Origin of the sequence: Pseudomonas sp. ME-P-057, assembly GCF_030208975.1 — a bacterium.
Lineage (GTDB): Bacteria > Pseudomonadota > Gammaproteobacteria > Pseudomonadales > Pseudomonadaceae > Aquipseudomonas > Aquipseudomonas lutea.
The window spans coordinates 15,412-29,780 of the sequence record NZ_JARVSX010000003.1; the positions used below are offsets into that span (position 1 = coordinate 15,412).

Genomic DNA, 14,369 nt, shown 5'->3' on the forward strand with positions numbered 1-14,369 from the left:
TCCGGAGCGCTTGCTCAGGTGGGTCGCGGGCCGTCGGCGGCAAAGTCGGCATCTCTTGAGGGCATGCCGGCGTGGTCAAACAGGGTGGGGCAGGGCTTGCCGGTGGCGCTGGGCAGCGTCGTCCAGCAGCGTTTGGGCAAAAATGCTTTCGTAACTGTCGAGCATCAACTCCAGGTTCATCAACGACGCCACGCTGACGCGCGCCTGACTGCTCAGGCGGGCCAGCAATTCCGGGTTCTGGTGCAAGCGCAGCATGGCCTCGCCCAGTGAGTCGGGGTCTTGTGGATCGCACAACAAACCGTTGAGCGGGTCCTGAATGATTTCCGGCAAACCGCCCATGCGGCTGGCGATCACCGGCACCGAGTGCGCACAGGCTTCAACGGCGACCATGCCGAAGGGTTCGTTCCACAGTGACGGCACCACGGCGACGTCGATCTGGCGGTAGAACTCTTCAGGCTTCTGATAGCCGACAAAACTGATGTTCGGCGACGTGGCCAGCGCCTTGAAAGCCGCTTCGTCGTCGTTCTGGCCGCGCCCGGCAATTTGCAACGTGGCATCGAATGGCAGTCGCTGAAACTGCTCGATCAGCCAGGTCAGGCCTTTCTGATGCGACAGCGTCCCCATGTAACCGAAGCGCAGCGGCGCCTTCTTCGTGGTCAGGTCCGCTTGCCTGCGCTGATGCGGCGCGCTGACCGGCGGTGTGAACGGGCTGGCGTTGTGCACCACGTAAGGGCTTGCAGCGCTGAAATAACCGCGCTGCTGGAGCTTCTCGAGAATGAACCGGCTGACCCCGACCACCGCCGTCACTTGCGCCGAGCGTGCATCGTGGCCCTTGCGGAAGGTCTGGCAACTGCCGCATTGCTGCTGGCAGCACTGGCCGCGCTTGAACATGTTGCTGCTCGGGCACATCAGGTACATGTCATGCAGCACCTGCACGGTAGGCAGACCCGCAGCGGTGATCTCGTCCCACACCGACACCGACCAGCCAGCGAGGTTATGGCAGACCACCAGTTGCGGCTGCTCGTCGCCGATGACCTTTCTTACATACCTGCGCATCGCGCCGTTGTAGCGGTCGCGCAGATGCCAGCCCAGACGCGCCAGCCGCCCGGGCCGTTGAGCGCCGAAGTGCCAGTAGAAGTTACGTAGACCGGCGCGATACACCTTCACGCCATTCACCGCTTCGACGCTCAGCCCCGAATCAGGACCGGTCACCAGCACGCTGACTTCACAGCCGCGCTGCTGCAGGCCTTCGACGGTTCGTTGAAGAATGATTTCCGCGCCACCTCCGATGTGAGGGGCATACAAGCTGCTGATGAACAGTATTTTCATAGTGGATACGACTGATTCAGGCCCAGCACCCCGGACTCACCGTCACGGATGGCTTGTTCGATCAGGCCGAGGCGCTCTTCGGCGCCGCGGCGCTTGGCGATCAGCCGCAGCAGGCGGAAAAACACCCAGCGGTTGAGGCTGTACAGCAGCGACGAATTGGCCCAGATGTTTTTGTCGAACCAGGCCTGATTGCGTGCGCCGTAGTAGGCGCGCAGGTCCGAGCCACCCAGCAGGAAGCTCTCATAAATGTTGTTGGTGCGCGCCTTGATGTTCCAAGAGTTTTCCAGATCATCCAGCAGGGCATCGGGGACCAGGAAGATCCGCCCCCCGCCGGCTGTGATGCGCCAGGTGTATTCGCTGTCGTCCGCGTAAAGCATCAACGCATCCAGTGGCAGACCGATACGGCGGTACAGATTGCGATGGGCGAGCAGGCCGCCATACGTGGCGAAGGGCAGTTGCACCAGCGGCAGTTTGGTGTGCGAGCTCTGCGGTGCGCCCCATGGCAGGCGGCGCCAGATTTTGTAAGGCAACTGGGCGATGTGGAAACCGAAGAAGCTTGAACGGCGCTGAATGGCGAAGCGCTTCGGCACGCCGGCTGCGATGTCCGCCTGGTGAGTGGGACGAAAGCCCAGCACCGCGGCCTTGTCTTCGCCGTCGATGCGTTTGCGCTCTTCAAGCACCTGATGCAGCGTGGCAATGGCATTGATGGTCGGCGCGTTGTCGTCGTCCATCAGCCAGATGTGCTCGGCGCCTGCGTCCAGCGCGGCCTGAATGCCCACCGAGTAGCCGCGCGCGGAGCCGGTGTTTTCGTGCATGTAGATCACGCTGACCTGGTTCGGCCAAGCCCGGCGCAAGTTTTCCAGCGGCGCGGTGGACGCATTGCTGACGATGATGACGCGATCAATCAGCGGGCTTTCCAGCGAGCGGCTGACCAGCGTGTGCAGGTAGTTGAAACGGTCACCATAGGTGAGCGTCACCAGCGTGGTTTTCTGGGTCATGGCGAGTTCCGGGCAAAGGGGGGTCAAGAGGCTGAAAACATCAGCCCCGGAGAAATCGGAATGTGTGGATCAGAAACTGCAGAAGCCAGCCACTCAGGGGCTGGCGTGGATCAGATCAGGCCTGCACTTGCGGCCGCGACAGGCTGCTGACCGGCAGGGTGACCTTTTGCTCGCGTTGCAGCAGGTTGAGCAGAATGACCGCGCGCTCATCACCGTCGGAGGCCAGGAAGATCGCTTCAACGTCGTTGAATCCCTCGGCGGTGATCCGCACGGTGTCGCCTTCCTTGAAGCTGACCTTGGCAGGCGGCGCCAATAAACGCTGGCGGATCTGCTCGATAAGCTCGTCCTTGACCGGAACCGGCATGCCACCGAAGGTCACAATGCGCGCCACGCCTCGGGTCGAGCGAATCGGATACCAGTTGTCGCTGGCCTGATCCATGTGGATGAACAGGTAACCAGGAAACAGTTCTTCTTCAGCCGGGGCCCGGGAGCCGCGTTTTTTCTCGCCGTGCTTGACCGGCCGGTAGCAGTCGAACTGCTGACGCTGCAGGTGTTCGGCCGCACGCGCTTCCTGACGCGGTTTGGTCTGGATGAGGTACCAGCGTGCCGCGCCGCGGGAGCTGCTAATGACTTCAGACATACACTTCACTCCACTGCGATCCGGTGAGACCCGGTCAGGACGACGTCAGGCTTTTGCGCCAGCCCGTGCATCATGCCAGACCTGAGGCAGGTCGGGTTCTTGTCCAGCCGGTACTCGGTCAACATTTGCTGGACCTGCTCGACGCAGTTGAACATCAGCACATCGATGATCGACAGATTGGCGACGAAAGGCTGCCTGAACTGCCGGTATTCAACCGGGTGCATCCTGAAGAACCGCACCAGCAAACCGTTGCGTGCAAAGTGGTCACGGTCGTAGATCACCGATCCGCCTTCCGGGGTGATAAACGTAGTGGCCTCAAATGTATGGGCAATGCGGATGATCCGCTCTTGCTTGTCGGCAGCGCTGCCCAGAATCAGGTCCGAGCTGCGCAGGATCGGCGTCACGATATGCAGATAAGCGCACATTTCTCGAATGGCATGCTCGGCATACAGCGCTATGTTTTGCTGTGGAAACCGTATCAGGCGTTCCAGCAGCGGCATGACCTGCGCAAAGTACGGCGCCTCCCGATAACTCTCGGCAAGCAGCTCAATCAGCCGCTGCGCTTCATCGCTGAAGTGGTCGCACAGTTGGCGCTGATTGATCTGCAACTGAAAGCGGTCTTTCTTCAACGGGAACGTGATCAGTTTTGCATTATCGTCGTGCAGGATCCGGTTGCGATTGACCCAACCGGACCGCACGTATTGCAGATCGTCTCCCAGGACAAAAACGTCTGCGGCGGCAATGAGCTGAAAGTATCCCAGATAGGGAAACAGGTAGGGCTGCATCACTGCAATGGTCCTGGCCATGTGAATCTCCTTGGCTTCGGTGTCGATTTACTTGCGGACCGTGGTGTAGTCGTAACCGTAGGCAGCGCAGTCGTAGTCGGCGGTGGAGGCTTTACGCAGCACGCCGTTGAAGATCGCGCCCTTGATCAGGATGCCGTTGTGCATCAGGCGCCGCTTGCAGGCTTCGATTTCCTTGGCGGTGCTCAGGCCAAACCGGGTAACCAGCAGGCAGGTGCCGGACTGGCGACCGACCAGCGTGGCATCGGTGACCGCCAGGATCGGCGGGGTGTCGATGATCACCAGGTCGTAGAGCGGCGACAGGTCGCTGATCATTTTGTTGAAGTTGTCGTGCATCAGCAGCTCGGACGGGTTGGGTGCTGCGTATCCGCAGGAGATGAAGTCCAGGCCGCGCACTTCGGTGTGGTTGATGACTTCCTTGCTGCCCAGTCGCGCCGCCAGGGTGTCCGACAAACCGTGCTTGGGCGTCAGGTTGAACATCTTGTGCAGGTAGCCTTTGCGCATGTCAGCGTCGATCAGCAATACGCGTTTGCCAGTCTGCGCGATGATGACCGCCAGGTTGCTGGAAACGAATGACTTGCCCACACCCGGCGTCGGGCTGGAAATCATCAGCACATTGTTGCGCGCTTCAAGCATGGCGAAGTGCAGGCTGGTACGCAGGCTGCGCAATGCTTCGATGGCCAGCTCCGTTGGGGCGCTGACGCTCAGCAGGCGCGGCTCTTTACTGGTCGAACGGCCTTGCGCGGCTTTCTCCATGCGCTCTTGCAGTCGCGAATACGGCAGCGAGGCGTAGACCGGCATGCCGAGGTTTTCGATGACTTCCGGGTTGTCCACGCCACGGTAAAACGCCTGACGCACAAACACGGTGGCAACGGCCAGCAACAGGCCAATGAGGGCGGCGACCAGCACGATGATTTTGCGCATCGGCTTGACGGGCTCTTCGACGTTGACGTCGGCGTTGTCGATGATGCGAACGTTACCGATGCTGCCTGCGCGAAGAATGTCCTGCTCCTGACTCTTGTCCAGCAACAGGGTGTAGGTCTGCGAGGTCACTTGCATGTCTCGGTTCAGACGCAGCAACTCTTGTTGCGTGGCAGGCAGGGCTTCGATCTTCTTCAGCAGCGCGGCTTTCTGCGACTCGACCTGGCCGATCTGGGTCATCAGTGCGCGGTAGGTCGGATGCTCCGGTGTATAGAGGCGCTCGACGTCGACGCGCTTCATTTTCAGGTCCGAGAGTGTGCCTTCGAGCTTGACCACCTGATCCAGAACCGACTTGGTCTCCACGCTCAGGTCGACCGACTTGGCGCCCATCTGGAAGTTGTTCAACGCCATTTCCGACTGTTCCAGCTGCTTGCGCACGGCAGGCAACTGCGACCGCAGGAACTCAAGACGCTGCGCGGCTTCGGCTGAACTGCGCTCAACGTTCTGACGCACATACAAGCGGCTGACTTCGTTGAGGATACGTTTGGCCAGCACCGGGTCCGGGTCCTGGATCGACAAGTAGACGATCCCGGAGTCCTTGCCCGCTTCCAGGATTTTCAGGCGATCCTGATAATCCAGCGCAGAAGTCAGGGTGCGCTGACGCACGACGGTGAACTCGGTGCCCGGACGGGCGTTGAGTGCAGCCACCTGAAGCTTTATGCCGCTGCCTTCGACGGGTTGACCGACCGGGCCGCTGAGCAGCTTGTTGCGGTCTTCGTCATAAAGCGTGAAGGTGCCAGGCTTGCCTGCCACCAGGGTCATTTTCTCGCCCAGCAGTGCGTCCGGCACTTCGAGCTGAAACACGTCGATTTTCTCGCCGCCCCACGCAAAGCTGTTCAGACCGAGCATCGGATCGGCCAGTGCGCCTTCGCGCTCCGGCTTGAAACGGCGTGCCATGTAGCTGCCCAGGCCCGGTACATACTTGGGCTTTTGCACGATGTAGAGCTTGAGGTCATCGACCACCTTGCCCAGCACCGCGCGGGATTTGATCAGCTCGATCTCGGTGGTCGCCTGGGAGACCGACAACGGCTTGTTGTTGACCTCGGTGCGGCCTTCGATGCCCACTTTGCGCGGCTCGATCTGAATCATCGCGTTGGCCTGGAAGATCGGCGTGGCCAGAATGGCGTAGGTCACGCCGATCAGTACGCAGATGCCGACAATCGACGCAATCAATCCTTTGTGATCGAAAAGTGTGCGCAAGATAGTCGCCAAATCGATCCGGGAGTCCTGGACCTCGTCCAGAGATGTACGGTTCATAGCGGTCATTTATCTTGGATCTCCTGACGGAAGATAAGGAAGCCAGTCGTCGACACAACGCGAAAGCTGCTCGTAGGTCTGTTCAAAGGCTAGTTTCGGGCGCCGGTAGGGGTCGGCGATTTCCAGCTCTAGTTGCCATTTGCCAATCAGAAACGTCTTGCCGCGTACCTCGGGGGCCAGCTTGAGGACGCTCTGGGTCTGACGATGCTCCATGACCAGAATCAGATCTGCTTCATGGAGCATCTGCCGATCGATCTGACGGCTTCGATGTTTGTGAACCGGGACCGCGTTGACTTGCAGCACGGCCTGGGCCAGCGGATCGGTGGTGGAACTGAGCATGGCGTGGGTGCCGGCCGACGTGATCTGTATGCGTGCGTTCTGCACGCGGTGTCGGAACATGGCTTCGGCCATGGGGCTGCGACAGATATTGCCGACGCAGACCACCAGTACGTTATTGAACATGGCCTTTGCTGAGGCTCGTCATCAGTCGTTTGCTGATGTTGGTGCTGAAGTTTTGCCCGACCGCCAGTAGCGTCTGCATCTTGCGTTTGGGTGTGATGGCGGACAGCGAGTACTCGACCAGCTCCATCAGGAAGTGCTCATACAGTTCCTGATTGCCCAGGCGGTTGTAGTAATTGGCCAGCGCGCCGGAGGTCTGCAGTGCCATGTGCAGCTTGCGTTTGTTGGAGCGCATGGAAAACACGCCACCGGGGTGTAGCCGGTACATGGCCGGCTTGACCTCGCCCATGAATTTGCCCTTGCCGTAGGCCCCCAGTAGCGACCACCAGACCAGATCATTGAGCGGTGCGGCGCGAAGCTCGGGTGGCAACGAATCGAACACGTTGCGGAACACCGTGGTCAGCGTCGAGACAGGCCGCGCCTTTTGCAGTTCGAGCGCTGTGGCATCGCCGCGCAGCTTGCCCTGCAACTGGACGGGGTATTGGCCACTGATGTCGAAAGGGATCGCATCGTGGTAGGTCAATACGTAATCAGGGTGGCTCTCGAGAAAGTCCACCTGAAGCTGCAGCTTGCGCGGGTCGGTCCAGTAATCGTCACCTTCGCAGTAGGCGATGTACCGGCCGCGCGCTTCACCGAACAGGCGCGGCACGGGCGGGTTGTTTTGCGAGTACTGGTTGGTCTCGTTGTAGAAGGGCCGGATCAGCGTCGGGAAGCGCTTGACGTAATCGGCAATGATGCGTGCGGTGCCGTCTGTGGAGGCATCGTCGTTCACCAGAATCTCGAAAGCGAACGTGGTTTGCTGCATCAGGAAGCCTTCCAGCGTCTGCGCGACGTAGGCTTCCTGATTGAAGGCTGGGCAGACGATGCTGACCAAGGGCGCGGCGGACGGCGAGGGGCTCGTCTTGTTGCTATTAGCATCCATGGCTTGGGTACTCCGAGTTAAACACTGGGTTTGCTGAGCAGAACGGATATTTTCATCACCAGCGGCTTGTAGCTTGCCGCAACAACCAGCAGCGTGATCAGGCCGCTGACGGCCAGACCGATGAAGATACTGATGCGGTTTCCATTGGCGATCAGTCGCAGCAAAGGCTCGCTGAGCGCCAGGCCGACGCCGGTCATCACGCTGATGCGGATGATGTCGCGCAGCCATTGGCTGTGAATGCCGGGCGCCAGGCGCTGGTGCACAATCACCGGCCAGACCGCGAAGGACACAACGCGCAAGACAAACCAGGCGATCGCCGCGCCGTATGCGCCGTACCCGCGAATGGCCAGAAACATCACCGGCACCGTGATCAGCGCCGAAACAATGCTGTACCAGACGTGCAGGTGCATGCGGCCATAGGCGTACTGCAGATAAAACTGGAACGCGCTGACCGCCATGATGGCGCTGCCCAGCGAGTACCACGGCAGGATTGTCCGGCTCCACTCGGCGGCGGGCTGGTCGCCTGACCAGGCGAACACCATCTCGTCAGCGTGCAGCGCGATCAGTGCAGCGAGGGGAAACAGGAACGTGCAAACAAACCGGTTGGCTGCCAGATACAGCTGGTGCATGTCATCGCGCCGACCCTCTGCCATCAGCACTGTGAGGCGCGGCAGCAGCGTCTGCGCCAGCGGGTTGGAGAGCATCATGATCCCGGTGGTGATCAGCGCCACCAGCGAAAAGTAGCCGTATTCATGAAGCGGCAGCAGTTCGGAGAGCAGCACCTTGTCGATCTGGGTCAGCACGATCCACAGCACCGCAGTGCCGGACATGCTCGCGGCGAACGGGATGATCGGTTTGACCAGATCCCAGTCGAAGCCGGTCAGTGGCGACGGCGTCGGCATTTGCTGATAGGCACGGGCGGCGAAGATCAGTGCCTCGATCAAACCCACCAGCGCCTGAAATTCAAAGAAGTGCACCGGGTCATTGGAGATCGTGCTGACCAGCAACAGCCCGCCGAAATAACGCAGCGTGGCGATGATCACATTGGCAATGTTCAGCCATGCGTGTTGCTCCAAGCCTTGAATCCCGCTTTTGTACAGCGTGGAAAACAACCGCAAGGCAATGACGATGCCCATCAGCCCGATGCACTGCACCAGCGTCTGCGTCGACAGTTGCTGCGCGTTGAGCCAATGCACGGCGATCCACTCGCTGCCGGCGTACATCGCGACGCAGCACAGGCCCGCCAGCGGCAGAAAGATGATCTCGAACGAACGCAGCAAACGGCCGGTGTAACGGTCCAGCACGTCGCTGCCTTGCCGATGCGCCACAGCCCTGACCAGACTCGGTGACAGTCCGGCATCGAGCAACTGCAGCCAGGCCTGCAGCACCGAGAAGAACCCGATCAGGCCGTACGCCTCGGCGCCCATGTGGCCGAGGTAGAACGGCATGATCAGGATGCCCACGAGCAGCGTGTAGGCCTGGCCTGCATAGCTCAACGCAGTGTTGCGTATGACTGAGCGCTTGGTTTGCATCGAGTTTCCTTTCGCCGGAATGACGGTGGTGTAGGGCGGTGGCGTTACATGACCTGCGCGAGTGACGGCACGCGGTAGGGCAAATGCGCAGCGCTGGTTTCTGCGATCACTGTGTTGATGACGCGGTCTTGATCCTCGCGCAGCAGGCCTGGGTAGATCGGCAGGCACAGCACACGCTCACTCAACGAGCGAGACGCTGTCTGCGCCGCTTGCGGCTGCAAATACTCAAGGGTGTCCAGCGACGGGTAGAAATAGCGGCGCGGGTTGATGCCGTTGGTGTTCAGCGCAGACCGCAGACGCAGCAGTTGTTGTTCGTCGCTCAGGGCAATCGGGTAGTAGCTGTGATTGAGCTGGCTGTTGTGTTCCGGCCGCTGCAGGTCGACGTAATCGCCCAGGCGCGTGGTGTATCGATCAGCGATCTCGGCGCGCTGCTGAAGGATGTTCTCGATGTCATCGAGAATGCACAGACCCATCGCCGCAGAGAACTCGTTGAGCTTGGCGTTGATGCCGATGCCGTCGATCTTGTCCACGTCGGCGATACCGAAGTTGCACAGCAGGTGAACCCGGCGTGCTGTTTCATCATCGTTGGTGATGATCGCGCCGCCCTCGATGGTGTGAAACAGCTTGGTGGCGTGGAAACTCAGGGTGCTGATGTCGCCCCAATTAAGAACCGACTGGCCGGCGTGCCGGACAGCAAACGCATGGGCGCCGTCGTACACGACTTTCAGGTTGCGGCGGCGGGCGATCTCTTCGATCCGTTCCACGGCGCACGGGTTGCCGAACACATGGGTGCCAACGATGGCAGTGGTGTCGGACACGATGCGGCTTTCAATGTGATCAGGTGAAATGTTCCAGGTCTGCGCATCGATGTCGGCGAAGATCGGGCGGATGCCTTCCCACTGCAGCGAGCTGCTGGTGGCAACGAAGGTGAACGGTGTAGTGACTGCGCTGCCCGTTAGTCCAAGAGCGCGATAGGCCACTTGCAGGGCGAGGGTGCCGTTGTTAGTAAGAATGACGTGTTTTACGCCCAGGTAATCCTTGAGGCGTTGCTCAAGCTCGCACACCAGCGGTCCGTGGTTGGTCAGCCAGCCGCGCGCATAAATGCCCTCGACGTAGCCTTTGAACTTGTCGATATCGCCCAGGTAAGTCTTGGTGACGTTGATCATCGAATTCTCCATTTCAGATGCAAAGCTTTCTAAGGCTGTGAGGGCAGAGGTGTGTCTGCGCCGGTCTAGTGCCGGTCGGCTGACGCCAGGGTGGGTAGACATCATCCTGCGGTCGACGCAGGAGGTTGGGTGCCTGCCTTGCTGCTCATACGGCGAGCGCGGCCCTGGTTGATTTTCAGGATCAGCCGGGTGGCCAGGCTGCCTGCATGCGGGTCACCGAAATGAAAGAGCGCTGTGGCACGTTTCACGTCCGGCCGGCACGCCTGATTGGCGTGCAGGCTGCGATAGCCCCAAAAGAAATAAACGCTGCCGGGCTCCAACCTCAGGACGTACGGCTTCAGCCAGTTGCGCTGCATGCCTTTGACGATCCAGCCCCGGGTGATCTTGTTCTGCAGCAACGCTTTCTCGATCACGTTGAACAACACCCATGACCGTACGCGTCGAATATTGGGGAAGAGCATGAGATCACCGCGTCCTTCGCCCTCACTGGGGATGAACACCGGGATCAGCGCAGTCACCAGACTGGCGTCGTAATGAAAGCTGTTGGACTCGCGCTTGCCCTGGTTGCCTTGCACGCAGCGCAGCACCGGGAAGATGCGGTCGCTTGCTGCGTCGTGTCGCGCAGCGCGTCGATAAAGGCCAGCCAGCAGCGCCTTGAATTGCGCGTCAGACCAGTAGGTCGCCAGCAAGCTGTCAGCCAGTGCGCTTTCACCGTGGTAGGCGAAATATTCGCCCTGGTGTTTTTGTGCCTGATCGTCAGTCCAGGCCCGCAACTGCTCCAAATCCGTGGTGGGCACGGCGGCGTGCAATTTTGCAAAGCCATTGGCATCGATTTCGTCAGCCAGTCGTTGAACCAACTGCTCATCCATATCGAAAGATAAAGCCATCGCAACAAACCCTCGTGGGGAGGAGAGCGGAGCAGAGAATAAATTGCGCTTCAAGCACGCTACCGCCCGAATCTGCAGATCCTGCCGTTGTACTTATAGGGAGTGCATTCAACAGTGGCTTGACTCAGCACTGGCTGACTAAAGCGTTGGGCAAAGCTACCGCCCCACCGAGCACATTCAGTAATTCGAAAAAAGCTTTCTTTTGACCAAAAACTGCCCACCGGCGTTTATTTCACACCGTTTGAATTGCTAACTTCATGAGCAGTTGCCGGGTATTCCAGTCGCAATGGTCTCTACGCACGGCGCGGAGGCCGCACTGCAAAAACGGGAAAACATTGGACGTGCCTATATATCGACGGCGGCGGACTTTCTGTCAAATTATTTCGCCAACATTCTGTTAAATTTTTGATAACGGGGCCTCCTCACACTATAAGTGATTGATTTAATTGGCAGTCAATAAACCATCACTGGCGTGCGGCAGCGTGCGTCGCTTTTTAGACGCAGTGCGCCACGCCGCCTGAAGTGCCTCTGGATAACCTAAAAGACGGTTTTCCACCGCCAGAACTTGGGCGTGGGCATGGCGTTCCATTTTTATGGCGCTTGATTATTGAACGCCGAAACATGGATGCACCGCCGCGGTGAAATGAATCCACAGATTGGCATTGGCTTTAATACGGATGATCAAAGTGTTGCAGTTCTATTGAAATACATTAGCTGTTTTATGTATCGGTAAGGGGAGGAGTTTGAAGTTCTTATACGAAGTGCAGGAAACACAGAGATGCCTAAATGTGCAGCGCCCCAGGCACCGCAGGTTACAGCGCCGCTGTTGCTCCGCTTTGATCGCTGCTCCATTATCTGAGGCGTGCGACGCAAACATTTCTGGGCATCAGGAGATTCAATGAATACGCAGTCGAAAACCGGTGGAGAGGCATTGCAACGACTGGCGCAGGCTCGCGCCCTTATGAGCCGTGAAGGAATCGACGCCTGGCTGGTGCCTTCGGCGGACCCTCACCTTTCGGAATACCTGCCGGGGTACTGGCAGGGTCGGCAATGGCTCTCCGGTTTCCATGGGTCCGTCGGCACACTCATCGTCACTCAGGACTTCGCAGGTCTGTGGGCGGACAGCCGGTATTGGGAGCAGGCGGCCAAAGAGCTGGCCGGCAGCGGTATCGAACTGGTCAAACTGCAGCCCGGCCAGGCTGGGCCGCTTGAATGGCTGGCCGAGCAGGCCAGGCCAGAGACCGTCGTCGCCGTAGATGGCGCGGTGTTGGCCGTGGCCTCGTCGCGTACGCTGGCTGCCAACCTGTACGAAAAAGGCGCGCGACTGCGCACGGACCTCGACCCATTGATCGAGCTCTGGAGCGACCGACCCGCGTTACCGACTCAGGCCATCTATGAGCACGCCGCGCCCCACGCTACCGAAAAGCGAGGTGAGAAAATTGCGCGACTTCGCGCCGCAATGGCCGAGCGTGGCGCGAATTGGCATTTCCTGGCGACGCTGGACGACATCGCCTGGCTGTTTAACCTGCGCGGCGCTGACGTCTCCTACAACCCGGTGTTCATATCCTTCGCGCTGATCGGACCAGACAGCGTCAGCCTGTTCGTCGCTTCCCAGAAGACCAACGCGTCGCTGCGCAGTCTGCTGGAGCAGCAGGGCATCACGCTGCATGAGTACACGCGCATCGGTACGGCATTGCGCAACGTGCCGAAGGATGCACGCTTGTTGGTTGATCCTGCGCGGGTGACCTGTGGATTGCTCGACTACCTCGACAGCGAAGTCACGCTAGTGGAAGGCTTGAATCCCACCACTCTGTTCAAGTCTCAGAAAAGCGCAGCTGACACGCAGCATATTCGCCACGCCATGGAGCAAGACGGCGCGGCGTTGTGCGAGTTCTTCGCCTGGCTGGATACCGCGTTGGGCAAGGAAGCCGTCAGTGAGCTGAATATTGATGAGCGGCTCAGTGCGGCGCGGGCGCGGCGGCCGGGCTATGTTTCCCAGAGTTTCGCCACCATCGCGGGCTTTAATGCCAACGGAGCGATGCCTCACTATCGCGCGACAGAAGAAGAGCACGCGCAGATAGAAGGCGATGGGTTGCTGCTCATTGATTCGGGCGGCCAGTATCTGGGCGGAACCACTGACATCACGCGTATGGTCCCGGTCGGCAAACCTTCTGCCGAGCAGAAAGCCGACTGTACCCGGGTCCTCAAAGGGGTTATCGCGCTGTCACGGGCACACTTTCCGCGTGGAATCCTGTCGCCGCTGCTGGACTCCATCGCCCGCGCGCCGATTTGGGCCGAAGGCGTCAACTATGGTCACGGCACCGGTCACGGCGTCGGCTACTTCCTTAACGTGCATGAAGGTCCGCAGGTAATTGCCTATCAGGCAGCCGCCACGCCGCAAACCGCTATGCAGCCGGGAATGATCACGTCGATCGAGCCAGGTACTTATCGTCCGGGACGTTGGGGAGTGCGAATCGAGAATCTGGTCATCAACCAGGAAGCGGGCAAGAGCGAGTTTGGTGAGTTCCTGAAATTCGAGACGCTGACGCTCTGCCCGATTGACACTCGCTGTCTCGAAATCAGCGCATTGAGCGCAGAGGAGCGGGACTGGCTCAATGAGTACCACGCACAGGTGAGGCAGCGACTGAGCCCGTTGGTGGAAGGCACCGCACTGGAGTGGTTGAACCGGTGCACTGCCGCTGTTTGATTTGCGACACACGCCCGGTGGGGTGAGCTGCATATAGAAGAAGCCGGTTACGGGTTAGCCGGCTTCTTGCAGATGATGATCATGCTGCGACTGGTGTACCCCGCGGGGTTGAGGCCCAGAGGATACTCACCGGGGTCCTCTGCGCCATCGCCGGATTTGGCAATCACGCGGTATTGTTTCGACACGCACGAGTTCGTCGCCATGTCGTAGCACTGCTGCCATGAGGACGACAGCCCTGAGCAGTTGATATGAATGCCGCGTTTACCCATGACCGGTTTGGAGGTCGCTGCGCATCCAGCGACAGTCAATGCTGCCAGTGCCATCAAAAAATACTTCATTCATTTCCTTACCTGAGCGGTGGGATACGGTCAGGACTATCCAGAATTTACAGGCTGCAACCGGTGGGCTCTTCCGTGCGGTGCGGCAGCACCATGGTGAGGCGCATGGGTTTAACATCGCTCAATAGTGGAACAAATGCCAGTGACATCGTGTATCTGCGCAGGATTCCGCTGCTGAGCCTGGCCAGGCGTGCATCGGAACCGCGCCTAGGGCATGCCCCGCTATATAAGAGCTCGATAAGCGTGCCCTGTTAAGCAGGAAGACTGCCAATTGAGCATATTCCGGGGCGCTTTGAAATAAGTGCTTGACGCCCCTCTGGATCTGTCTATAATTCGCCCCACTTCCGGCG

Annotated in this window: 13 protein-coding genes; 1 reads left to right on the forward strand and 12 read right to left on the reverse strand. The window is 59.5% G+C overall.

The annotated features are described in order from the left end of the window. Positions 1–75: 75 nt before the first annotated feature. The 11 genes from QRN48_RS01875 to QRN48_RS01925 form a co-directional block, all read right to left on the reverse strand. A complete protein-coding gene (locus QRN48_RS01875) occupies positions 76–1,329 on the reverse strand; it encodes a glycosyltransferase family 4 protein (protein WP_285348591.1) in 1,254 nt (417 codons plus the stop codon). Further along, the gene (locus QRN48_RS01880; protein ID WP_037013391.1) at positions 1,326–2,327 is read right to left on the reverse strand and encodes a glycosyltransferase; all 1,002 of its coding nucleotides are present in this window, start codon (positions 2,325–2,327) and stop codon (positions 1,326–1,328) included. Before QRN48_RS01880 ends, QRN48_RS01875 begins: the two co-directional genes overlap by 4 nt. A 115-nt stretch (positions 2,328–2,442) precedes the next feature. Beyond that, positions 2,443–2,967, reverse strand: a complete 525-nt coding sequence (gene rfaH / locus QRN48_RS01885) for a transcription/translation regulatory transformer protein RfaH (RefSeq protein WP_037013389.1) — start codon at positions 2,965–2,967, stop codon at positions 2,443–2,445. A gap of 5 nt (positions 2,968–2,972) precedes the next feature. Further along, the gene (locus QRN48_RS01890) at positions 2,973–3,773 is read right to left on the reverse strand and encodes a WbqC family protein (protein WP_191946096.1); all 801 of its coding nucleotides are present in this window, start codon (positions 3,771–3,773) and stop codon (positions 2,973–2,975) included. A gap of 27 nt (positions 3,774–3,800) precedes the next feature. Beyond that, on the reverse strand, positions 3,801–6,017 hold the full coding sequence (locus QRN48_RS01895) for a polysaccharide biosynthesis tyrosine autokinase (protein WP_037013387.1): 2,217 nt from the start codon (positions 6,015–6,017) through the stop codon (positions 3,801–3,803). Beyond that, positions 6,018–6,470 carry a low molecular weight protein-tyrosine-phosphatase gene (locus QRN48_RS01900; protein WP_285348595.1) on the reverse strand — a complete coding sequence of 151 codons (453 nt, stop codon included), beginning with the start codon at positions 6,468–6,470 and terminating at the stop codon, positions 6,018–6,020. It lies immediately after the preceding gene. After that, a complete protein-coding gene (locus QRN48_RS01905) occupies positions 6,460–7,389 on the reverse strand; it encodes a glycosyltransferase family 2 protein (RefSeq protein WP_037013382.1) in 930 nt (309 codons plus the stop codon). The genes QRN48_RS01900 and QRN48_RS01905 overlap by 11 nt, the downstream gene beginning before the upstream one ends. A gap of 17 nt (positions 7,390–7,406) precedes the next feature. Further along, positions 7,407–8,921 (reverse strand): lipopolysaccharide biosynthesis protein, encoded by a 1,515-nt coding sequence (locus QRN48_RS01910; protein WP_285348597.1) that lies wholly within the window; start codon positions 8,919–8,921, stop codon positions 7,407–7,409. Between the two features lie 44 nt (positions 8,922–8,965). After that, positions 8,966–10,087, reverse strand: a complete 1,122-nt coding sequence (locus QRN48_RS01915) for a DegT/DnrJ/EryC1/StrS family aminotransferase (protein ID WP_285348599.1) — start codon at positions 10,085–10,087, stop codon at positions 8,966–8,968. Between the two features lie 101 nt (positions 10,088–10,188). After that, positions 10,189–10,974 carry a hypothetical protein gene (locus QRN48_RS01920; protein ID WP_285348601.1) on the reverse strand — a complete coding sequence of 262 codons (786 nt, stop codon included), beginning with the start codon at positions 10,972–10,974 and terminating at the stop codon, positions 10,189–10,191. Between the two features lie 442 nt (positions 10,975–11,416). After that, positions 11,417–11,563 carry a hypothetical protein gene (locus QRN48_RS01925; RefSeq protein ID WP_285348602.1) on the reverse strand — a complete coding sequence of 49 codons (147 nt, stop codon included), beginning with the start codon at positions 11,561–11,563 and terminating at the stop codon, positions 11,417–11,419. Positions 11,564–11,872: 309 nt separating this feature from the next. On the opposite strand from QRN48_RS01925, the gene QRN48_RS01930 reads away from it, so the two are divergent. Continuing rightward, the gene (locus QRN48_RS01930; protein ID WP_285348603.1) at positions 11,873–13,681 is read left to right on the forward strand and encodes an aminopeptidase P family protein; all 1,809 of its coding nucleotides are present in this window, start codon (positions 11,873–11,875) and stop codon (positions 13,679–13,681) included. Positions 13,682–13,728: 47 nt separating this feature from the next. On the opposite strand, the gene QRN48_RS01935 is transcribed toward QRN48_RS01930, so the two are convergent. Continuing rightward, a complete protein-coding gene (locus QRN48_RS01935; protein WP_037013370.1) occupies positions 13,729–14,019 on the reverse strand; it encodes a hypothetical protein in 291 nt (96 codons plus the stop codon). Between the last annotated feature and the right edge of the window lie 350 nt (positions 14,020–14,369).

Bases quoted from the DNA above. Each gene is read 5' to 3' on its own strand.
- QRN48_RS01875 (WP_285348591.1), bottom strand. From the start codon at position 1,329: ATGAAAATACTGTTCATCAGCAGCTTGTATGCCCCTCACATCGGAGGT.
- QRN48_RS01880 (WP_037013391.1), bottom strand. From the start codon at position 2,327: ATGACCCAGAAAACCACGCTGGTGACGCTCACCTATGGTGACCGTTTC.
- rfaH (WP_037013389.1), bottom strand. From the start codon at position 2,967: ATGTCTGAAGTCATTAGCAGCTCCCGCGGCGCGGCACGCTGGTACCTC.
- QRN48_RS01890 (WP_191946096.1), bottom strand. From the start codon at position 3,773: ATGGCCAGGACCATTGCAGTGATGCAGCCCTACCTGTTTCCCTATCTG.
- QRN48_RS01895 (WP_037013387.1), bottom strand. From the start codon at position 6,017: ATGACCGCTATGAACCGTACATCTCTGGACGAGGTCCAGGACTCCCGG.
- QRN48_RS01900 (WP_285348595.1), bottom strand. From the start codon at position 6,470: ATGTTCAATAACGTACTGGTGGTCTGCGTCGGCAATATCTGTCGCAGC.
- QRN48_RS01905 (WP_037013382.1), bottom strand. From the start codon at position 7,389: ATGGATGCTAATAGCAACAAGACGAGCCCCTCGCCGTCCGCCGCGCCC.
- QRN48_RS01910 (WP_285348597.1), bottom strand. From the start codon at position 8,921: ATGCAAACCAAGCGCTCAGTCATACGCAACACTGCGTTGAGCTATGCA.
- QRN48_RS01915 (WP_285348599.1), bottom strand. From the start codon at position 10,087: ATGATCAACGTCACCAAGACTTACCTGGGCGATATCGACAAGTTCAAA.
- QRN48_RS01920 (WP_285348601.1), bottom strand. From the start codon at position 10,974: ATGGCTTTATCTTTCGATATGGATGAGCAGTTGGTTCAACGACTGGCT.
- QRN48_RS01925 (WP_285348602.1), bottom strand. From the start codon at position 11,563: ATGGAACGCCATGCCCACGCCCAAGTTCTGGCGGTGGAAAACCGTCTT.
- QRN48_RS01930 (WP_285348603.1), top strand. From the start codon at position 11,873: ATGAATACGCAGTCGAAAACCGGTGGAGAGGCATTGCAACGACTGGCG.
- QRN48_RS01935 (WP_037013370.1), bottom strand. From the start codon at position 14,019: ATGAAGTATTTTTTGATGGCACTGGCAGCATTGACTGTCGCTGGATGC.